21 protein-coding genes are annotated in these 19,451 nt (G+C 70.1%); 14 read left to right on the top strand and 7 right to left on the bottom strand.

The annotated features are described in order from the left end of the window. Position 1: 1 nt before the first annotated feature. Complete coding sequence (locus B3S45_RS08275) at positions 2-1,129, top strand: YihY/virulence factor BrkB family protein (protein ID WP_071043808.1); 1,128 nt, start codon at positions 2-4, stop codon at positions 1,127-1,129. 9 nt (positions 1,130-1,138) lie between these two features. Here B3S45_RS08275 and B3S45_RS08280 read toward each other — a convergent pair whose 3' ends face one another. Genes B3S45_RS08280 through B3S45_RS08290 form a run of 3 tightly spaced genes read right to left on the bottom strand, consistent with a single transcriptional unit; the run spans position 1,139 to position 3,417 of the window. Beyond that, on the bottom strand, positions 1,139-1,513 hold the full coding sequence (locus B3S45_RS08280) for an SIP domain-containing protein (protein ID WP_071043807.1): 375 nt from the start codon (positions 1,511-1,513) through the stop codon (positions 1,139-1,141). A 48-nt stretch (positions 1,514-1,561) separates the two neighbouring features. Next, the gene (locus B3S45_RS08285; protein WP_286719969.1) at positions 1,562-2,098 is read right to left on the bottom strand and encodes a GNAT family N-acetyltransferase; all 537 of its coding nucleotides are present in this window, start codon (positions 2,096-2,098) and stop codon (positions 1,562-1,564) included. After that, positions 2,098-3,417, bottom strand: a complete 1,320-nt coding sequence (locus B3S45_RS08290) for an FAD-dependent oxidoreductase (protein WP_071044092.1) — start codon at positions 3,415-3,417, stop codon at positions 2,098-2,100. The genes B3S45_RS08285 and B3S45_RS08290 overlap by 1 nt, the downstream gene beginning before the upstream one ends. Positions 3,418-3,503: 86 nt before the next feature. Here B3S45_RS08290 and B3S45_RS08295 point away from each other — a divergent pair, with 86 nt between their 5' ends. Further along, positions 3,504-3,857, top strand: coding sequence for an ArsR/SmtB family transcription factor (locus B3S45_RS08295; protein ID WP_286719676.1), 354 nt, complete (start codon positions 3,504-3,506; stop codon positions 3,855-3,857). Positions 3,858-3,890: 33 nt separating this feature from the next. Here the strand turns inward: B3S45_RS08295 and B3S45_RS08300 are convergent, their stop codons facing one another. Beyond that, on the bottom strand, positions 3,891-4,604 hold the full coding sequence (locus B3S45_RS08300; protein ID WP_286719678.1) for an NRDE family protein: 714 nt from the start codon (positions 4,602-4,604) through the stop codon (positions 3,891-3,893). Between the two features lie 48 nt (positions 4,605-4,652). Here B3S45_RS08300 and coaBC point away from each other — a divergent pair, with 48 nt between their 5' ends. Further along, positions 4,653-5,876: a bifunctional phosphopantothenoylcysteine decarboxylase/phosphopantothenate--cysteine ligase CoaBC gene (coaBC, locus tag B3S45_RS08305; protein ID WP_286719680.1), complete on the top strand. Its 1,224-nt coding sequence runs from the start codon at positions 4,653-4,655 to the stop codon at positions 5,874-5,876. 49 nt (positions 5,877-5,925) lie between these two features. Here coaBC and B3S45_RS08310 read toward each other — a convergent pair whose 3' ends face one another. Beyond that, a complete protein-coding gene (locus B3S45_RS08310; RefSeq protein WP_071043803.1) occupies positions 5,926-6,315 on the bottom strand; it encodes an SHOCT domain-containing protein in 390 nt (129 codons plus the stop codon). Between the two features lie 269 nt (positions 6,316-6,584). Between B3S45_RS08310 and B3S45_RS08315 the strand changes: the two genes are divergently transcribed. The 7 genes from B3S45_RS08315 to B3S45_RS08345 are packed head-to-tail and all read left to right on the top strand — an operon-like array spanning position 6,585 to position 12,678. After that, on the top strand, positions 6,585-7,433 hold the full coding sequence (locus B3S45_RS08315; RefSeq protein ID WP_286719685.1) for a DUF2510 domain-containing protein: 849 nt from the start codon (positions 6,585-6,587) through the stop codon (positions 7,431-7,433). Next, positions 7,430-8,224 (top strand): sulfite exporter TauE/SafE family protein, encoded by a 795-nt coding sequence (locus tag B3S45_RS08320; protein ID WP_071043801.1) that lies wholly within the window; start codon positions 7,430-7,432, stop codon positions 8,222-8,224. Before B3S45_RS08315 ends, B3S45_RS08320 begins: the two co-directional genes overlap by 4 nt. Positions 8,225-8,282: 58 nt before the next feature. Further along, positions 8,283-8,732 carry an FAS1-like dehydratase domain-containing protein gene (locus B3S45_RS08325; protein WP_071043800.1) on the top strand — a complete coding sequence of 150 codons (450 nt, stop codon included), beginning with the start codon at positions 8,283-8,285 and terminating at the stop codon, positions 8,730-8,732. Beyond that, the gene (locus B3S45_RS08330; RefSeq protein ID WP_286719688.1) at positions 8,729-9,139 is read left to right on the top strand and encodes a MaoC/PaaZ C-terminal domain-containing protein; all 411 of its coding nucleotides are present in this window, start codon (positions 8,729-8,731) and stop codon (positions 9,137-9,139) included. Before B3S45_RS08325 ends, B3S45_RS08330 begins: the two co-directional genes overlap by 4 nt. Further along, positions 9,139-10,275 carry a UDP-N-acetylmuramate dehydrogenase gene (locus tag B3S45_RS08335; protein WP_286719691.1) on the top strand — a complete coding sequence of 379 codons (1,137 nt, stop codon included), beginning with the start codon at positions 9,139-9,141 and terminating at the stop codon, positions 10,273-10,275. Before B3S45_RS08330 ends, B3S45_RS08335 begins: the two co-directional genes overlap by 1 nt. A 4-nt stretch (positions 10,276-10,279) precedes the next feature. Then, complete coding sequence (locus B3S45_RS08340) at positions 10,280-11,653, top strand: hemolysin family protein (protein WP_286719693.1); 1,374 nt, start codon at positions 10,280-10,282, stop codon at positions 11,651-11,653. After that, positions 11,650-12,678, top strand: a complete 1,029-nt coding sequence (locus tag B3S45_RS08345; RefSeq protein ID WP_286719696.1) for a CNNM domain-containing protein — start codon at positions 11,650-11,652, stop codon at positions 12,676-12,678. The genes B3S45_RS08340 and B3S45_RS08345 overlap by 4 nt, the downstream gene beginning before the upstream one ends. Positions 12,679-12,696: 18 nt before the next feature. On the opposite strand, the gene B3S45_RS08350 is transcribed toward B3S45_RS08345, so the two are convergent. Then, positions 12,697-13,896 (bottom strand): pyridoxal phosphate-dependent aminotransferase, encoded by a 1,200-nt coding sequence (locus B3S45_RS08350; RefSeq protein ID WP_071043795.1) that lies wholly within the window; start codon positions 13,894-13,896, stop codon positions 12,697-12,699. A gap of 120 nt (positions 13,897-14,016) precedes the next feature. Between B3S45_RS08350 and B3S45_RS08355 the strand changes: the two genes are divergently transcribed. From B3S45_RS08355 to B3S45_RS08370, 4 genes are read left to right on the top strand one after another with little or no spacing between them, the layout of a single operon-like run. Beyond that, positions 14,017-14,895 (top strand): ABC transporter ATP-binding protein, encoded by an 879-nt coding sequence (locus tag B3S45_RS08355; protein ID WP_286719700.1) that lies wholly within the window; start codon positions 14,017-14,019, stop codon positions 14,893-14,895. Continuing rightward, on the top strand, positions 14,892-15,701 hold the full coding sequence (locus tag B3S45_RS08360; protein ID WP_286719703.1) for an ABC transporter permease: 810 nt from the start codon (positions 14,892-14,894) through the stop codon (positions 15,699-15,701). The genes B3S45_RS08355 and B3S45_RS08360 overlap by 4 nt, the downstream gene beginning before the upstream one ends. 29 nt (positions 15,702-15,730) lie before the next feature. Next, a complete protein-coding gene (locus B3S45_RS08365) occupies positions 15,731-16,933 on the top strand; it encodes a sensor histidine kinase (RefSeq protein ID WP_286719706.1) in 1,203 nt (400 codons plus the stop codon). Beyond that, positions 16,930-17,556: a response regulator gene (locus tag B3S45_RS08370; RefSeq protein WP_286719709.1), complete on the top strand. Its 627-nt coding sequence runs from the start codon at positions 16,930-16,932 to the stop codon at positions 17,554-17,556. Before B3S45_RS08365 ends, B3S45_RS08370 begins: the two co-directional genes overlap by 4 nt. 62 nt (positions 17,557-17,618) lie before the next feature. Here the strand turns inward: B3S45_RS08370 and aceB are convergent, their stop codons facing one another. Further along, positions 17,619-19,295 carry a malate synthase A gene (gene aceB, locus B3S45_RS08375; protein ID WP_286719711.1) on the bottom strand — a complete coding sequence of 559 codons (1,677 nt, stop codon included), beginning with the start codon at positions 19,293-19,295 and terminating at the stop codon, positions 17,619-17,621. Between the last annotated feature and the right edge of the window lie 156 nt (positions 19,296-19,451).

Here is a 19,451-nt window from a genome sequence, read left to right on the forward strand (position 1 = left end):
GGTGAGCAAGACGGAAGGGGCCGCGTCCGCGTCCGCGTCGAGTGGTCGTCCGGAAGCCGACGACCCGGTCAAGGTGCGGTGGCCCACGCGGATCCGGCGAGACACCTGGCGATACTCCCTGCGCCGCGCCGTGCACGAGTTCGGGCAGGACGGATGCGTCGACGCCGCCGCGGGACTGACCTTCTTCGCGGTGCTGTCGGTGTTTCCCGGGTTGCTCGCGTTCGTCTCGATCATCGGGCTCATCGCCGACGGTCCCGAGGTGATCGAGCGCGGCCTGGAAATGATCGAAGGAGCCGTGCCCGCCGCGGTCCTCGACATCGTGCGCGAGCCGCTGTCGAGCATGGCCGCAGGATCCTCCGCATCGCTGAGCCTGGTCATCGGCGTCGCGGCGGCCATCTGGTCGGCGTCGCTCTACGTCGGAGCCTTCGGGCGCGCGATGAACCGCATCTACGAGATCGACGAGGGGCGTCCGTTCTGGATGCGCAAGCCGCTGGATGTGCTGGTCACGATCGTGATCGTGGTCTTCGTCGTCCTCGTCGCGGCCCTCGCTTTCCTCTCCCGGCCGGTGGTGGAGGCCCTCGGCTCCGCACTGGCCTGGCGCGAGGGTGCGGTGATCGTGTGGCAGATCGCCCGGTGGCCGCTTCTGGCCGCGTGCGTGGTCGTCATCATCGCGCTGCTGTATTACGCCACGCCGAACATCCGCCAGCCCAAGGTGCGCTGGCTCACGCTCGGCGCGATCGTGGCGGTCGCGCTCCTCGCGGCGAGTTCGTTCGGCTTCCGCACCTACGTCGCGAACTTCTCCCAGTACGAGCGCACGTTCGGCTCCCTGGCGGGAATCGCGGTGTTCCTGATCTGGGTTTTCATCCTCAACCTCGCGCTGCTGCTGGGTGCGGAATTCAATTCCGAACTCGAGCGCGGTCGCCAGCTGCAGGCGGGTGTGGTCGCCGAGGAGAGTCTGCAGCTTCCGCCGCGTGATGAACGAGCTCTCGACCGCATGCACGCGACCCAGCGTGCAGACGAGGAGCGCGGCGCGCTGCTTCGCCAGGGCGAGCCGCTTCCGAGTCACCCGGTCTCAGCGCTCGACCGCATCAAGGAGATCGTGCGCTCGTGGCGCTCCCGAGGCGATTGAGGTGCGCGCTCAGCCGGCGTGATGGTGATGGATCTCGTCGTGCAGGCGGGACATCGCCGGAATCGTCGTCGCGCCGATCCAGATGATGCGCGGACCGGAGTCGGATCCGCACATCCACTCCGACAGCCACGCGCGCGTCGCGGCCTCGAGGCGTGCCCCGCGAGGGCTCATCGTGGCGTCGACCCCGACATCGGTCCGGCACAGCCAGTGCACCGACATCCCCTCCGGCCGCCGCAGCGACTGGATCTGGACGGAGGTCGCGACCTCGAGGAACACGTGGCCGAAGGCGTCCACCGGAAGGCGTTCGAGCGTCGCCTGCACGTACGGCACGTCGGAGCTGTCGCCGGCGAACAGGAAGAGCGGAGAGTCGGTGGAGACGGTCACCCCTTCAGGTTAGGGTGCCCTAACTTCGAGCGCAACGGATGGGACGGATCAGGCCCCGCCTGACGATGCGGACGGATCCGGGCCGAGCCGGACGGAGCGCCGCTCCACGAGGATCGTGTCGCGCCACGTGCCGGCGTGCGGACCCAGAAGCGAGAGTGCGATCCGCTCCCGCCTGCCCACGACGCGAAAGCCAGTCTGCTCGTGCAATCGCAGACTCGCGGTGTTCTCGGGAAAGATGCTCGATTGGATCGTCCAGTAACCGGCCTCCTCGGCCTCGGCTACCAGGGCCTGAAGCAGTCGTCGACCGATCCCGGCGCCGCGCTTGACCGGGTCGACGTACACGGAGTGCTCGATCACGCCTCGATATGCCGCCCGTACCGATACCGGTGAGGCGGCGGCCCATCCGAGAACCGCCCCGCGCTCATCGACGGCGACGAGTCTTGCCGGTCGGATCCTGCCGGCGTCGAACTGCTCCCACGTGGGCGTGTCGGTTTCGAACGTGGCCTCGCCCGAAGCGATTCCGGCGGCGTAGATCTGCTCGACATCGGTCCAGTCGGCGGCGGTCATCACCTGGATGCGGATCATCAGCAGCACGAACCGCCCTCGGCGAGGCCGGTGGAGCAGACGCCGGTCGCGGGCAGGGTGAGCCGAACCTCTGCTGCGGCGGGTGCATCGCCATCGAGCCATGCCGTGATGGAGCGGACCTGCTCATACCCGGTCGCGAGAAGGAACGTCGGTGCCCGGCCGTAGGACTTCATGCCCGCCAGGAAGAACCCCGGCTCCGCGTGCCGAAGTTCGGCGAACCCGTGCGGCGCGACCGTGCCGCACGAGTGCACATTCGGGTCGATGAGGGGCGCCAGCCGGCGCGGCGCCTCGATGACGTCATCGAGCTCGAGTCGGATCTCGCGCAGCATGCTGAGGTCGGGACGGAAGCCGGTCGCGTTCACCACGACGTCGGCGTCCATGTGGGCCGGCTCGTCGTGGCGGGTGCCGACCACGGTCACCCCGCCGACGTCGGTCGACTCCAGGTGTGAGATCTCGAACGAGTCGATCACCGCGATGCGTCCGGCGTGGACCAACTGCTCCACGCGAGAGCCGAGGGCGGCGCGATCGGTGAGCTCGTCGTCCGGCGACGAGGAGACACGGATCGCGGAGGCGTTGCGGATGAGCCACGTCGCCCGTGTCGCCGGCTCGGTTCTCGCCACCTCGGCAAGGGCGATCAGGGTGTTCGACGCCGAGTGGCCGGCGCCGACGACGACGGTGTGCTTTCCCGCGAACGACGCCCGCTCGGTGCCGAGCACGTCGGGAAGCGCATGGTGCACGAGATCGGGGACATCGGCGAGGCCGAGCGGATCCAGCCCGGACGAAGCGAGCGGGTTCGGCGTCGCGTAGGTGCCGGACGCATCGATCACCGCGCGGCCCGTCAGTTCCTCGACGATCCCCTCGGCGGTCCGCACGCGGAGCAGGAACGGCGCTCGAGCGCGGCCGGCGGTGCGGGTGCGGTCCATCCCCTTCCGCGTCACGGCGATCGCGCGCGTGCCGAACCGTATGCGCGGCCCGATCTGCGGCAGTGCGGCGAGGGGCTCCAGGAATGCGTCGACGAGTTCGTGGCCGGTGGGCGATCGGCTCTCATCGGCCGGCATCGTCCAGCCGGACGCTTCGAGCAGACGTCGGGAAGCCGGATCGATGACGTGCCGCCACGGCGAGAACAGTCGCGTGTGGCCCCAGAGTCGAATGGATGCGGCGACGCGATCGCCGGCCTCGATGACGACGAAGTCCCTGCCCCGCTCGGCGAGATTCGCTGCTGCGGCGAGCCCGACCGGGCCGGCCCCGATGATGACCACCGGCAACGCCGTCCGCGGATCGTCCGCCTCGACTCTCGGCGTCAGTTCGAGCAACGTCATGGTGGCCTCCACGGGATATCGATGAGTATCGATGCACAGTATGACGTCGGGTATCGAAACCTGTCAATATTTACTACTATCGATATATGGTCGCGATGCTCGAGGTCACCGATGTCACGCACGGCACGGCATGCTGCGCGCCCTTGAAGAGGGCGCCGATCGGCCCCGACGAGGCGGAGCGGATGGCCGCCACGCTGAAGGCGCTCGCGGATCCGGCACGGCTGCGATTGCTGTCGCTCGTGGCCTCCCATGCGGATCAGGAAGCCTGCGTGTGCGATCTCATCGATCCGATCGGGCTGTCCCAGCCGACGGTCTCGCACCACCTGAAGGTGCTCACGGAGGCCGGATTCCTCCACCGGTCGAAGCGCGGCACCTGGGCGTACTACCGGCTCGTGCCCGACGCTCTCGAGCGGGTGTCCGCGGTGCTCATCGGTGTCTGAGGCGCCCGCCGTCGGCCCGAGTCCGGTCGGTGGTCAGGCCCACGACGGGTGCGTCCACCGGGCAGGGTGGTCCAGCTCGCCGTAACGCACATCCACTCCGGAAGACGTGATCTCCGCCGCGCACAGCAGCAGCGACTGCGTCGGGTACCCGTGCGGGCGATTGTCGCGGATGATCGCGCGATCGTCGTCGGGGGAGAGCTCCGCGGAGCGGTCCAGCACGCCCAGCCATGCTTCGATCCAGGCGTCCGGCCGGCCGGTCGCCGCGCGGAACGCGTCGAGCCATGCGGCGATGCGAGCGGTGGAGGCGTCGTCGACATCGTCGTGGGCGAGCATGTGGACACCCGGCTCGAGGCTTCGCGACCGGAGATCGCGCCCATCCCACGACACCACGCGCACCGCCGCGCCGTCGACGTCGACCAGATTGAAGCCGTGCGTGCGCGGGTCGCCCGAGGGAACCGAGCCCTGCACCGCATCCAGGGGGAGAACCCCGCGCGAGACCAGGTCGGCCTCGGGTCGGTCCGAGACATCGGCACGGTTGAGCAACACCGCCAGCCGGCCCGCATCCGGCAGCGCCGCCAGCCACGCACCGCCGGCGCGCACGTCACGCACGCCCACGATGCGATCGTCGCGCTCGGGCCACCACGCCCCGAGCGGATTCCAGGGTCGGGCGGGGTCCTCATCGCGCACGGCCAGCAACCGTGTGGGGGCACCCGGCGCGTTCGGGACGCTCACGATCACCGTGCACATGCGGGTCTCCTCGGGTCGGCTCGGGTGAGGCGGTGGCAAGATCGAAGCGTGTTCATCGTCGTCGGCGTCACCGGTGGCATCGCCGCCTACAAGTCCGTCCACCTCGTGCGCCGCTTCGTGAAGGCGGGGCACGACGTGCACGTGATCCCCACCGACGACGCCCTGCGGTTCGTCGGACCGACCACGTGGGAGGCGATCAGCCGCAACCCGGTGACGACATCGGTGCACGATGACGTCGCCCGTGTTCGGCATGTCTCCCTCGGCCAGTCCGCCGACCTGGTGGTCGTCGCGCCGGCGACGGCGAACTTCCTCGCGAAAACGGCCGCCGGACTCGCCGACGATCTCTTGGGCACCACCCTACTCGCGACCACCGCCCCGGTCGTCGTGGCTCCGGCCATGCACACCGAGATGTGGCAGCACCCCGCGACCCGCGCCAACATCGCGACCCTGCGCGGCCGGGGCGTGCACATCGTCGGCCCTGCCGACGGAGAGCTCACCGGCGGTGATTCCGGGCCGGGGCGCATGACCGAGCCGGATGAGATCGCCGACATCGCCCTGACCGTGCTCGCGCCGAAAGACCTCGCCGGTGTTCGCGTGGTGGTCAGCGCCGGCGGCACCCGCGAACCGCTCGACCCGGTGCGCTACATCGGCAATCGTTCGAGCGGTCGACAGGGCATCGCCGTCGCCCTCGCAGCGGCCGATCGTGGTGCGGACGTCACGCTGGTGGTCGCGCACGTCGAGACGGATGCAGCCGCACTCGCGCGCCGGCATCCGCGCATACAGACCGTGGAAGTCGGCACGGCGACTGATCTGCAGTCGGTCGTCGAGGCGGCCGCGGTCGGGGCCGATGTGGTCGTGATGGCCGCGGCCGTCTCCGATTACCGGGTCGCGGCCGTCTCCGACACCAAGCTCGCCAAGGAGACCGATGACGGTCTCACCCTCGAGCTCGTGCAGAACCCCGACATCCTCGCGGGTCTCGCCGCCGCTCGGCCCGGCGGGCAGACGATCGTGGGATTCGCAGCCGAGACGGAGCCGGACCGAGAGCGCCTGCTCGAGCGGGGCCGGCGCAAGCGCGAGCGAAAGGGCGCGGATCTGCTCGTCGTCAACGAGGTGGGGTGGTCGCGCGGGTTCGAGCAGTCGGACAACGCGGTGGCGATCATCGGCCACGGCGGGAACGTGGTCGCCGAGCGGCGCGGCAGCAAGCGCGAGATCGCCGACGCCCTCTGGGATGTCGTCGTGACGGCGCGGCGATCCCGGAACGATCGGGAATGACGAAGGCCGCCACCGGAGGGTGACGGCCTTCGCGAGGTCGATCAGCGGATCAGGACAGCGCCTTCGCCTTGAGCTTCTCGTACTCCTCGGTGGTGATGGTGCCGGCCTTCAGCAGCTCGGCGGCGTGGGCGATCTCCTCGGCCGGGCTCTTGCCGCCCGAGACCTGCTGGATGTACGCGTCGGTCGCCGCCTTCGCCTGCTGCGCCTCGGAGGCGCTGCGCTCGGCCATGCCCTTGCCGCGCGCGATGAGGTAGACCAGCGCGGTCAGGAACGGCACGAAGATCAGGAAGATGATCCACAGTGCCTTCCACCAGCCGTTCAGCTTGTGGTCGCGGAAGAGGTCGCCGATGATGGCGAACAGCGCGAAGAGGTAGGCGATGAACGCGAAGGCGAACAAGAACCACCAGATCACGTCGAAAAAGTTCTCCCAGAAGCCCAAATTCTCGTCCTTTCGGCGTTCTGCATGGATGCGAGGTGTTGCGCAGGTCGTGCAGAGCGAAGCGCGCAAGGAGGAACGCGTCCCCCACCGCGGAATGATACCGCTCCCTGGGAAAACGTTGGGAACGAATTCTGCGGATGCTGCCTGCGGTCGCGCTGACACCGCATCCGGTCCACCTCGTGCAGGTGCGGACGCGGCGGCCCCACCGGATGCGCGCCGGTAAGGTGGGCGTGCGGCGCCACCCGCGCGCCCGTGAACGGATAGGCGCGATGAGCACGACCCCGCCCGGATGGTACGACGACGGACACGGCGCACTGCGCTGGTGGGACGGTGCCCAGTGGACCGAGCACGTCCACGTGCCCGAGCAGCCGGCAGCTGCAGCGGAACCCGACCAGAACGCCCCCGCTGAGGCCTCCACGACGTCCACGGACGCCTCCGCGACACCCGCCGACGCGGACCCCGCTTCGCAGCTGTTCGCGGCCCCGGGAAGCGCCTCCGACGTCACGCCGCCCGGTCAGCCCGCCTTTCAGCAGACGGGTGACCCGCAGGTCTCGGGTCAGCCGCCCGCGGATTACCCCGGGGCGGGGGTCGGAGGCGCGTTCATCTCCGCCACCGAGCCGAAGTCCTCCAAGCTCTGGATCGTCTGGGTGGTCGTGGGTGTCGTGCTCCTGGGCATCGTGGCGCTCGCGGCCGTCTTCATTCCGCTCGCGCTGGGCATGCTGCAAGGCGGCGGCGCCGCATCCGGCGAGTCGGTCGATGAGCGTGCGGCGATCGAGACGGTGCAGACCTACGACAGCGCCTGGCGCGACGGGGACTGCGACGCCTACGTCGCCTCGACCACGGAGTACTTCCGCGACTACCTGGGCATCGCGGACTGCGAGACCTTTCAGGTCAGCGCCGCCGAGTTCGCTGCGACCACCTCGGGCTACGAACTGACGGTGACCGACATCGAGACCGGCGACGGTGAGATCGTGCTGCAGACCCGCGAGACGTACATGTCGAGTGTCGACGAATACGGTTCGCCGCTGCCCGAGCCGCAGCCGGCGCAGGACGACTACACGTATGTCCTCGTGTCGGAGGACGGCGCCTGGCTCATCGACGACGCATCGGTCGAATGAGCGACGCCGCTGTCCGCGCGCGTACGCCGCGCTTCATCGTCACGTGCCTTCTCGTCGGCGCCCTCGCCGGCCTCCTCTCCGGACTCTTCGGCGTCGGGGGCGGCACCGTCATCGTGCCGCTGCTCATGCTCATCCTCGGCTTCGACCAGCGCCTCGCCGCGGGCACGTCGCTCGCCGCGATCGTCCCGACCGCGACGGTGGGGGTGATCTCCTACGCGGTGCACGGCTCGGTCGCATGGATCCCCGCCCTCATCCTCGCCGGGGGCGCGGTGATCGGAGCGCAGATCGGCACGTGGCTGCTCGCCCGTCTGCCGGTCACGGTGCTGCGGTGGGGCTTCGTCGCCTTCCTGGCGGTGGTGATCGTGAGCCTGTTCTTCGTCATCCCGTCGCGCGAGGCGGGGCTGCCGCTGACGTGGCTGAGCGGTGTCGCGCTCGTCGCGCTCGGGGTGATCACGGGCATCCTCGCCGGGCTCCTCGGCGTCGGCGGGGGCGTGATCGTCGTGCCGGCTCTCGTGCTCCTGTTCGGCACCAGCGATCTGCTGGCCAAGGGCACCTCGCTGCTGATGATGATCCCCACAGCCGTGTCGGGGACGATCGGGAACGTGCGCCGCAAGAACGTGGACCTCGTCGCGGCCGCGCTCGTCGGAGGGGCCGCCTGTGCGACCACGGCCCTCGGTGCGCTGATCGCGACATTGGTCGACCCGTTCGTGGGCAACATGCTCTTCGCCGCGTTCCTCGTCGTCATCGCCGTGCAGATGGCGCTGCGGGCGATCCGGGGCCGCCGCCGCTGATCCATCGCGGGATCCATCGTGCCGCAGCCGTCTCGGCGGCCCTCGGTAGGATGGAACCGTGGCAGTGAACCCCGAGCTGGTCGGCCGGACCTTTCCGCCGACGGCCCCGTACCTCGTGGGTCGGGAGAAGGTGCGCGAGTTCTCGCGCGCGGTCTTCGCCGACGACCCCCAGCACACCGACCCCGACGCGGCGCGAGCCCTCGGCTACGACGACGTCGTGGCGCCGCCGACCTTCGCCATGGTCGTCCAGGACCTCACGCTGCAGCAGCTGCTGGCCCTCGACGACAGCGGCATCGCGCTCGAGCGTCTCATCCACGCAGAGCAGCGTTTCCGCTACACGCGCCCGATCGTGGCCGGCGACGAGCTGACCGCTCAGCTGTCGATCTCCGGCGTGCGCGCCGTCGGAAAGGGCGCCATGGTCACCAGCGAGGCGGAGATCGTCGACGCGCAGGGCGCGCACGTCGTCACCGCCGTCTCGGTGCTGCTGGTGGGAGGCGAGGACTCATGACGTCGACCGGGCTGAGCGTGGGCGACCACGTCGCCGCGTGCACCGTGCATCTGACCCGCGAATCCCTCGTGCGGTACGCGGGGGCCTCGGGAGACTTCAACCCCATCCACTACCGTGACGATGTCGCCGAGCGGGTCGGTCTGCCCGGCGTGCTCGCGCACGGCATGCTCACGATGGGGCTCGCGGTGGAGACCATCGTGCCGTGGCTGGGCGATGCCGGCCGCATCGTCGAGTACGGGGTGCGCTTCACGAGGCCCGTCGTGGTCGATGCCGTGTCGGGCGCCGAGGTGTCGGTGGATGCCGTCGTCGGCGCCGTCGACGAGGACACCGCCCGCATCGACCTCACCGTGCGGCACGCCGACACGACGGTGCTCGGCAAGGCGCAGGTGCGGGTGCGACACCCCTGATGGCCGAGATCACGCCGATACGCCTCGCCGAGCTCACCACGCTCCGCACCGGCGGGGCGCCCGAGCGCATGGTCGAGGCGCACACGCGCGACGAGCTCGTCGAGGCGCTCCGTTTCGTCTGGGCGACCGGTGACGAGTGGCTCGTCCTCGGCGGAGGCTCCAACCTCTTCGTCGGCGACGACCCGGTCGAGGGCACCGTCATCCGCGTGCTCACCCGCGGCATCGAGCGCCTGCCGTCGCCCCACGAGGGGCGCACCCGGCTGCGCGTGCAGGCCGGTCACGGCTGGGACGACCTCGTGGCGCACGCGGTCTCGGAGGGGCTCGCGGGCCTGGAGGCGATGTCGGGCATCCCCGGCACCGTCGGTGCCGCGCCGGTGCAGAACATCGGCGCCTACGGCCAGGAGATCGTGCGCACGCTCGTCGAGGTGGACCTGATCGACGAGTCCACCGGCGAGGTGTCCACCGTTCCGGCCGCGGACCTCGGCCTGGGGTTCCGCACGTCCGTGCTGAAGGCTCATTACGGGTCGGTTCCGGAGCGCTCGGCGGTGATCCTGTCGGCGACCTTCGACCTGGCCGAGGTGGGAACCGACGCTCGACCGGTGGCGGGGGTGCAGCTGCGCACCGCGCTCGGACTGGCCGAAGAGGGCACCGCGACCCTCGCCGAGATCCGGGAGCGCATCCTCGAGATCCGCGGGAGCAAGGGGATGGTGCTCGACGCGGACGATCCCGACACGTGGAGTGCGGGCTCGTTCTTCCAGAACGCCGTCGTACCCGCAGCGATCGCACGCTCGCTGCCGCCGGAGTGTCCGCGCTGGCCGGTCGAGCCGGACCTCGACCCCGTTCTCGTGATCCCGCTCGCCGTCTTCGACGGTCACGTGCCCACCCCGGAGACGCGGGAACCCGACGTGAAGGTGAGCGCTGCGTGGCTCATCGAGCAGGCGGGTCTTCGCAAGGGCTTCCGCCTGACGCCGTCGCGGGCGGGCCTGTCGACGAAGCACGCGCTCGCGCTGACCAACCGCGGCGGCGCGACGGCCGCCGAGATCGCGCAGCTGGCGCGATTCATCCGCGCTCGCGTGCATGCCGAGTTCGGCCTGCTTCTGCAGCCGGAACCCGTGCTCGTGAACATCGAGCTCTGACGCCGTGCTGATCGCCGTCCTCACTCTCCTGCTCGGCACCGTCGTGATCCTGGCGATCATCGTCGCCAACGGCTTCTTCGTCGCGCAGGAGTTCGCGTTCATGTCCGTGGACCGATCGCGTCTGCGCGCCCGAGCCGACGGCGGCGACGCGGCTGCGCGGCGCGCTCTGCGGGTCACCCGGCGCACGTCGTTCATGCTCTCCGGCGCCCAGCTCGGCATCACGGTCACGGGCCTCCTCATCGGATACGTCGCCGAGCCGCTGGTGGGGGAGTCGCTCGGCACGCTCCTCGGCGGCACGGGCGTCGATCCGACGGTGAGCATCACCGTGGGCACGGTGATCGCCCTCGCGCTGTCCACGGTCGTGCAGATGATCTTCGGGGAGCTGTATCCGAAGAATCTCGCGATCGCCGCGCCGGATCCGCTGGCCCGCGCACTCGCGCGCCCGACGCTGATCTATCTCGGCGTCTTCGGGTGGCTGATCGTCGTCTTCGACCGGTCGGCCGAGGCCCTTCTGCGCCTGCTGCGCATCGAACCCGTCGAAGACGTCGACAGCAGTGCCACGGCCGACGACCTCGAGCACCTCGTCGCCGAGTCTCGCGACAGCGGCGATCTGCCGGCTGAGCTGTCGCTGATGATCGATCGCATCATCGACTTCCCCGACCGCGACGTCGAGCACGCGATGATCCCGCGCCACCGGGCCGACAGCGTCACGCCGGACCTGCCGCTGGGCGAGCTGCGTGCGCTCATGGCGTCCGGGCACACGCGCTATCCGGTCGTGGACGACGACGAGCCGGTCGGCATCGTGCAGCTGGTCGACCTGCTGCGTGCCGACGATGCCGGTCGGGTCAGTGACATCATGCGCACACCGACGATCGTGCCGACGCTCATGCCGCTGCCCCAGGCGCTTGCGACCATGACCGCCGAGCACAACGAGCTGGCGTGCGTGATCGACGAGTACGGGGTCTTCTGCGGAGTCGTGACGCTGGAGGATCTGGCCGAAGAGATCGTCGGCGACGTCACCGACGAGCACGACGACGGGGCGACGGAGGTCGTGCGACCGCTCGGCGGCTCGCGGTGGCGCATGGGCGGCGACGTGCACGTCGACGAGGTCGGTCGCGCGGTCGGGGTGGAGCTGCCGGTGGGGGACTATGAGACCGTCGCCGGTCTCCTCATCGCCCAGAACGGCGGTCTCCCCGAGGTCGGGACCTCGATCGACATCCCCGTCGACGACGACCCGGCCGACCTCGTGGCCGATGAGCCGATGCGGCGCCTCCTGCGCACGCACGTGTTGGCCGTGGCGCGGCACGTGCCGTCGGTGGTGGAGGTCGAACTCGTCCGCGAGCGCCTCGATGACGTCGAATCGGGAGCAGAGCGATGAACCCGTGGCTGGTCGTCGGCGTGACGCTGGGTCTCATCATCGTCAGCGCCTTCTTCGTCGTGATCGAATTCGCCCTGCTCGCGGTGCGCCGACACCGTCTGGAGGAGGCGGCGCACACGAGCCGATCTGCCCGGGCCGCCCTCAAGGGGGCGAACGAACTGACGGTCATGCTGGCCGGCGCGCAGCTCGGCATCACCGCGTGCACCTTCGCGCTCGGCGCGGTGACCAAGCCGGCGGTCGACGACGCGCTGGCACCGGTTCTGCTCGCCTGGGGGCTCCCGGCGTGGGGTGCCGACGTCGCCGCCTTCGTCACCGCCCTGCTCGTCGTCACCTTCCTTCACCTGGTCGTGGGCGAGATGGCCCCGAAGTCGTGGGCGATCGCGCATCCGGAGCGGGCGGCGATGCTCATCGGCATCCCGTCGCGAGCGTTCGTGTGGGTCTTCCGCCCTCTCCTGATGTGGGTCAACCGGATCGCGAACCGGCTCGTGGCCGCCAGCGGCATCGATCCCGTCGACCGCGCCGCCGCCGGTGGGCTCGACGTCGATGCGGTGCGCCAGCTCGTCGAGCACTCGACGCAGGTCGGCGCGCTCGAGGAGACCTACCGCTCACCGCTCGCCGGCGTCATCGACCTGCAGACGCTCGCCATCGGCGATCTGGTGCGGTCGGATGTCGCTCTCACGGCCGTCGCGCAGGACGCGACCGTCGGCGACATCCACACCGTCGCCGCGGAGTCGGGTCACATGCGCATCCTCGTGCTCGGGGCGGATGCGGCGCCGCGCGTCGTGCACGTGCGCGACGTGCTGCTCGACCCTGCGACGAGGCCGGCCGACGATGTCGCGCGCGCGGCGTTCACGCTCGAGAAGGACACGCTCGTTCACGAAGCGCTCGCGCACATGCGGCGGGCGAGCGAGCAGCTGGCCGTCGTGACCGACGGTCAGCGCGTGACCGGGGTGGTCACGATCGCAGACATCCTGCGCAACGTGCTGCCCCCGACCCCGGACGGCTCGGGGGAGCGACGCGGCTGACGCGGTTCGACCCGTGGGTCAGGAGAACAGCTCCTGCAGGCGACGGATGCCCTCGAGGAGTTCCTCCTCGCCCAGTGCGTATGACAGACGCAGGTAGCCGCTCGGCCCGAACGCCTCGCCGGGAACCACCGCCACCTCGGCCTTCTCGAGGATGAGGTCGGCGAGCTCGAGGGAGGTGGTGGGCGTAGCGCCCGCCCACTCGCGCCCGAGGAGGCCGGTGACGTCGGGGTAGGCGTAGAACGCACCGAGCGGGGTCGGCACCTCCACGCCGTCGATCTTCCGCAGCTCGCTGACGATCAGGCCACGACGGCGGTCGAAGGCGGTGCGCATCTTCTCGGCTTCCGTCTGAGGTCCGGTGAGGGCCGCGAGCGCGGCCCGCTGCGCGACGTTGTTGACGTTGCTGCACAGATGCGACTGCAGGTTGCCGGCGAGCTTGATGGCGTCGGCGGGTCCGATCATCCAGCCCACGCGCCATCCCGTCATGGCGTAGGTCTTCGCGACGCCGTTGACGAGGATCGTCTGCGCCGCGACCTCCGGGACGGCCTCGACCACCGACGTCGCACGGACGCCTTCGTAGACGAGGTTCTGGTAGATCTCGTCCGAGATGATCCAGATGCCGTGCTCGAGCGCCCATTCGGCGATCTCCTGCACCTCATCGGCGGTGTAGACCGAGCCCGTCGGGTTCGACGGCGAGACGAACACGAGCGCTGTGGTCTTCTCCGTGCGAGCCGCTTCGAGCTGGGCGACGGTGACCTTGTATTCCTGGTCGGCGCCGGCGAACACCTCGACGGGCACACCGTCGGCGAGGGCGATCGCCTCGGGGTAGGTCGTCCAGTAGGGCGCGGGCAGGAGCACCTCGTCACCGGGGTTCACCACGGTCTGGAAGGCCTGGTAGACGGCCTGCTTGCCGCCGTTGGTCACGATCACCTGCGAGGGGTCCACCTCCAGCCCGGAGTCCTCGTGCGTCTTCGCCGCGATCGCTTCGCGCAGCACCGGCAGACCCGCGGCGGGCGTGTAGCGGAAGTTCGCCGGGTCGTGCAGGGCCTGTGCGGCGGCGTCGACGATGAAATCCGGCGTGGCGAAGTCGGGCTCTCCGGCGGCATAGCTGATCACGGGCCGGCCGGCGGCCTTGAGGGCCTTCGCCTTCGCGTCGACCTTCAGGGTCGCGGACTCGGCGATCGCGGACAGTTTGCGGGACAGCGGGGCACGTTCGGTCACGCCCCCAGCGTAGTCGCCCGCAGATACCCGGAAACCCCGCCCGGGTCCACCGAATGGGGGACGCCAGATCAGTCGGATGGGCGCTGTCGAGCGGCGCGCATCCGCGGAACCCTGGATGTCATGGCAGAGATCGCGGTGCAGGTGCAGAACCTGCGCAAACAGTACGGGCGCCGAGTCGCCGTGGCGGACGTGTCCTTCGATATCCGCGCGGGTGAGACGTTCGCCCTCCTCGGTCCGAACGGCGCGGGAAAGTCCACGACGGTCGAGATCCTCGAGGGATACCGTCGGCGCAACAGCGGCGATGTGCGGGTGCTGGGTCACGACCCGGCGCGGGCGGATGCCGCCTTCCGGGCCCGCATCGGCGTCGTCCTGCAGTCGGCCGGCGAACTCGGCGCCCTGTCGGTGCGCGAGCAGCTGACCCAGTTCGCCGGGTTCTATCCGCACCCGCGCGACGTCGACGAGGTGATCGCGGCCGTCGGGCTGACCGAGCACGCGGGCCGCCGGGTCTCGAAGCTCTCGGGCGGACAGCAGCGCCGGGTCGACGTCGCCCTCGGGATCATCGGGCGCCCCGAGGTGCTGTTCCTCGACGAGCCCACCACCGGGTTCGATCCGGCCGCCCGCCGGTCGTTCTGGGAGCTCATCCGCTCTCTCTCGGCTGAGGGCGTCACGATCGTGCTCACCACCCACTATCTCGACGAAGCCGCTCAGCTCGCCGATCGCGTCGGGATCATCGCGGAGGGGCGACTTCGCGCGCTCGGAGGCGTCGACGATGTGGGTGGGGCGTCCGCGCGGACCCCCATCGTCCGCTGGCGCGAGGGCGACGCGCTCCGTGAGCGTCGCACGGACGAGCCCGGCGCCGTCGTCGCCGACCTGGTGAGGCGTCTCGGCGGGGAGCCGCCCGACCTCCAAGTGGTTCGCCCCACCCTCGAAGACGTCTACCTCGACCTCGTGGCCGACTCGGCCGCATCCGACCCCGCCCCGATGGAGGCCGCACGATGAGCACCGTCGCGCTGGGCGCCTGGCGCGCCCGCTTCGAACTGATCCAGTACGTCCGTTCCGGAGACACCCTCGTCTTCACCTTCCTCTTCCCGATCGCGCTGCTGGCGCTCTTCTCGACGATCTTCGGCGCGGACGGCGACTTCACAGCCGGTCCGGGACTGCCCGCCATCCCCGTCGCGCAGATGTACCTGCCCGCCATGCTCGCGGCGGGCATGCTGCTGTCGGGGTTCCAGAACCTCGCGATGGACATCGCGACCGAGCGCACCAACGGGACGCTCAAGCGCTTGGGAGCGACGCCCCTGTCACCGGTCTCGTACTTCCTCGGCAAGATCGGTCAGGTCGGGGTGACGGCGGTCGTTCAGGCCGGGCTGATCATCCTGTTCGCCGTGGTGGTCTTCCAGGTGCCCCTGCCGACCGAGCCCGAGAAGTGGCTCACCTTCACGTGGGTGTTCGTGCTCGGGGTCGTCACCTCCGCGCTGCTGGGAGTAGCGCTGTCGGCGGTCCCCCGGTCGGGACGAAGCGCGAGCGCCGTCATCATCCCGATCGTGCTGGTCGTGCAGTTCATCTCCGGCGTCTACCTCTTCTTCTTCCTGCTGCCCGACTGGCTGCAGACGGCGGCGAGCGTGCTGCCGGTGAAGTGGATGGCGCAGGGCATGCGGGAGGTCTTCCTGCCGGCCGAGTACGCCGTGCTCGAGCAGGGCGGTGAATGGAACCTCGGGGGTGTGGCCGTGGCGCTGGGCGTCTGGCTGATCGTGGGTCTGGTGCTGGCGCGGCTGACGTTCCGCTGGAACCGTCGCGACGCGTAGCCTCGATCCCACAGCCTCTGGGAGAGCACATGTACAACACACGTTGGTGGGACATCGCCGTCGCGGCCGGGCTCGCCGCCATCGCGGCGCTCTCGCTGGCGGGCCTCGGTGCCGCGGGCCCGTCGGGGTGGTGGCTGACGGCAGTCTCGCTTTTCGTGTTCGTCGCGGGCTACGCGTTCCTGCGTCCGGGGATCGTGTCGGGAGCCGCACCGACCTGGCGCCTCGCGGTGGGCATCCCGCTCGTCGTGCTGGCCATCGTCATCGGCATCGCCGCGGCGCCGTTCCTGGCGATGCTGCAGACCCTCGCCTACCCGCTCGTCTGGGTGACCACCCCCGCGCGCCGGGAAGCGATCGTGGGCAGCGCGGGCGTCGCGGCAGCCACCTTCGTGGGATTCCTGCTCAACGGGGCCTTCTCGTCGGAGGCGATGTGGTCCGGTCTGCTCACCGCGGGCGTCTCGCTCGTCTTCGCCGTCTCGCTGGGGCTGTGGATCAGCGCGATCGCCGAGTACGGCGAAGACCGTGCCCGGCTGGTCGCCGAGCTCACCGATGCGCAGGAGCAGGTCGAGAGGCTCAGCCGTGAGCGCGGCGCCGCCGACGAGCGGGAACGTCTCGGCCGCGACATCCATGACACCCTCGCTCAGACGCTCGCCGGGCTGACACTGCTCAGCGAGCGAGCCGGAAGGCAGCTGGGGCGCGGCGAGACCGATGCGGCCGCGCAGACGATCGCGACCGTCGAACAGCTCTCACGGGATGCGCTCGCCGAGGCCCGGGGTCTCGTCGCCCGCACGGCCGCGGTCCCGGGCGACGCGGTCCTGGAGGCGGCGGTGGAGCGACTTGCCGAGCGATTCCGTGCTGAGGCCGGGCTCGTCGTGCAGGTCGAGGTGGCGCTCGAGGGCGACGACGGGATGACGCGCGACGCGCAGCTGGTGGTGCTGCGCTGCCTGCAGGAGGCGCTGTCGAACGTGCGCAAGCACGCCGGTGCCGCATCCGTCCGGGTCATCGTCGAGGCCGATGCCTCCGGCATCCGGCTCGCCGTCGTCGACGACGGCCGCGGCTTCGATCCCGACCGCCGGCGCACAGGCTACGGCCTGGACGGCATGGCCGACCGCGTCGCGCTCGCCGGCGGCACCCTGACGATCGACACGACACCCGACCGGGGCACCGTGCTCACGGTCGCCCTGCCGATCGCCACCCCTCCGCTTGCGGGCCTCCCAGAGGAGCAGAACGCATGATCCGCCTGGTCATCGTCGACGACCACCCCGTCGTGCGTGCCGGTCTCGTGGGCCTGCTCTCCGACGAGCCGGGGCTGGAGGTCGTCGGGGAAGCCGCCGACGGAGCGGCGGCGGTGCGGATCGTCGCGGCCACCGCACCCGACGTCGTCCTCATGGATCTGCGCATGCCCGGTGTCGACGGCGTCGAGGCCACCGCGCGCCTGGTGTCCGAGCACGCGGCTCGCGTGCTCATCCTCACCACCTACGAATCCGACGACCAGATCCTCGCCGCCATCGAAGCCGGCGCGAGCGGATATCTGCTGAAGGCCGCCCCGCGGGACGAGATCGTCGCGGGCATCCACTCGGTCGCCGCCGGGCAGACCGCGCTGAGTCCGCAGGTGGCGGTGCGGCTCGTGCAGCGCATGCGAGAGCCGTCGACGGAAGCGGCGGCATCCCTCACCACCCGGGAGACCGAGGTGCTGCGTCTGGTCGCGGCCGGACGCAGCAACAAGCAGATCGCCGTCGATCTCGGCATCGGCGAGTCGACCGTCAAGACGCACCTGCTGCGCGTGTTCGACAAGCTCGGCGTCACCGACCGCACCCGCGCGGTGACCCTCGCGATGGAGCGTGGTCTGCTTCCCTGACGCCGCCGTCGAGCGCCCGCACCCGCTGGTGGATCGCGGGGTGCGAGCACTCGACGGGCGGGTCAGGCGGCCAGGTAGCGGGCGTACGCGCCGAGGGTCAGGAACGCGGGGAACTCCTCGCCGGTCGCGACGTCGCGGAAGATCTCCGCGGCCTCGTCGAAGCGGTCGCCGTCGAAGCGCTCCACCTCACCCAGCACCCCCGTGATCAGCCCCTCGACGTACTCGCGGGTGATGGCGTCGCCCTCCTCCGTGCTGCGGTCCTGGTGGATCCACTGCCAGATCTGACTGCGTGAGATCTCCGCGGTCGCGGCATCCTCCATGAGCCCGTCGATCGCCACCGCGCCGAGACCGCGCAGCCACGCCTCGATGTAGCGGATGCCCACCGACACGTTGTCGTGCACGCCCTTCGCGGTGATCGGGCGGCCGATCTGCAGGTTCAGCAGGTCGGCGGAGGTCACCTGCACGTCGTCGCGCTGTCGATCGACCTGGTTCGGGCGCTCGCCGAGGACCGCGTCGAACTCCGCCCGGGCGGTCGGGATGAGATCGGGATGCGCCACCCACGTGCCGTCGAAGCCGTCGCCGGCCTCGCGCTTCTTGTCGGCGGCCACCTTCTCGATCGCCATCGCGGTCATCTCGGGGTCGCGGCGGTTCGGGATGAAGGCGCTCATGCCGCCGATCGCGAAGGCGCCCCGCTTGTGGCACGTCTTCACGAGCAGCTCGGTGTAGGCGCGCATGAACGGCACCGTCATGGTCACCTCGCTGCGGTCGGGGAGAACGAAGCGCGCCCCGCGGCCTCGGTAGTTCTTGATGATGGAGAAGATGTAGTCCCAGCGGCCGGCGTTCAAGCCGGCGCAGTGGTCGCGCAGCTCGAAGAGGATCTCCTCCATCTCGAATGCCGCCGGCAGTGTCTCGATGAGCACCGTGGCACGGATCGTGCCGTGGGAGATGCCCAGGTACTCCTCGGTGAACGTGAACACGTCATCCCAGAGCTTGGCCTCCTCAGCCGACTCCAGCTTCGCGATGTAGAAGTAGGGTCCACGCCCGCGGTCGATCAGCTCGGCGGCGTTGTGGAAGACGTACAGCCCGAAATCCACGAGCGACCCGGAGGCCGCCATCGACCGGCCGAGCCGATCGGAGAACCGGATGTGCTCCTCGACCAGATGCCAGCCGCGCGGCCGCATCACGATCGTGGGCGTTCGCTCGGCGGTGACCCGGTATTCCTTGCCCGCGTCGCTCGTGAACGTCAGCCGGTCGCGGATCGCGTCGTAGAGCGACAGCTGCCCTTCGATGACGTTCCGCCAGGTCGGACTGGTGGCATCCTCCTGGTCGGCCAGCCACACCTTTGCGCCCGAGTTCAGGGCGTTGATCGTCATCTTGGGGTCGGTGGGGCCGGTGATCTCGACGCGACGGTCCTCGAGCCCTGGTCCCGCGCCCGCCACGCGCCAGTCGGGGTCCTCCCGGATGTGCGCGGTGTCGTGACGGAAGTGCGGATCGTGCCCGTTGCCGATCTCGAAGCGTCGACGCATGCGGTCGGCGAGGCGGTCGTGGCGCCGACCGGCGAAGCGGTGGTGCAGTGCCGCGAGGAAGGTGATGGCGTCGGGGGTGAGGATCTCGTCGTAGCGGTCCCGGCTCTCGCCGACGATCTCGATGGATGCCGTGCCGGCGCCCGTCGGGATCGGTCCCGTCGTGGGGCGGTTCTGGTCGGTCGTGGGCGGCATGCCCGTGTCGGTGATGGTCATGATGTCTCCAGTCGTCGTTCCCGGTCGTCCCGGTCGTCCCCGGTCCCGCATCCCCGCTGTCCCCGGTCCCGCATCCCCGCCTCCCGGGGTTGGTGTCCCACTTTCTGCTCTTCTGCGGCGCCAGAGCAGCAGAAAGTGGGACATGCAAAGGGGTGA

Source organism: Microbacterium sp. UBA1612, from assembly GCF_002321605.1.
Classification (GTDB): domain Bacteria; phylum Actinomycetota; class Actinomycetes; order Actinomycetales; family Microbacteriaceae; genus Microbacterium; species Microbacterium luteum.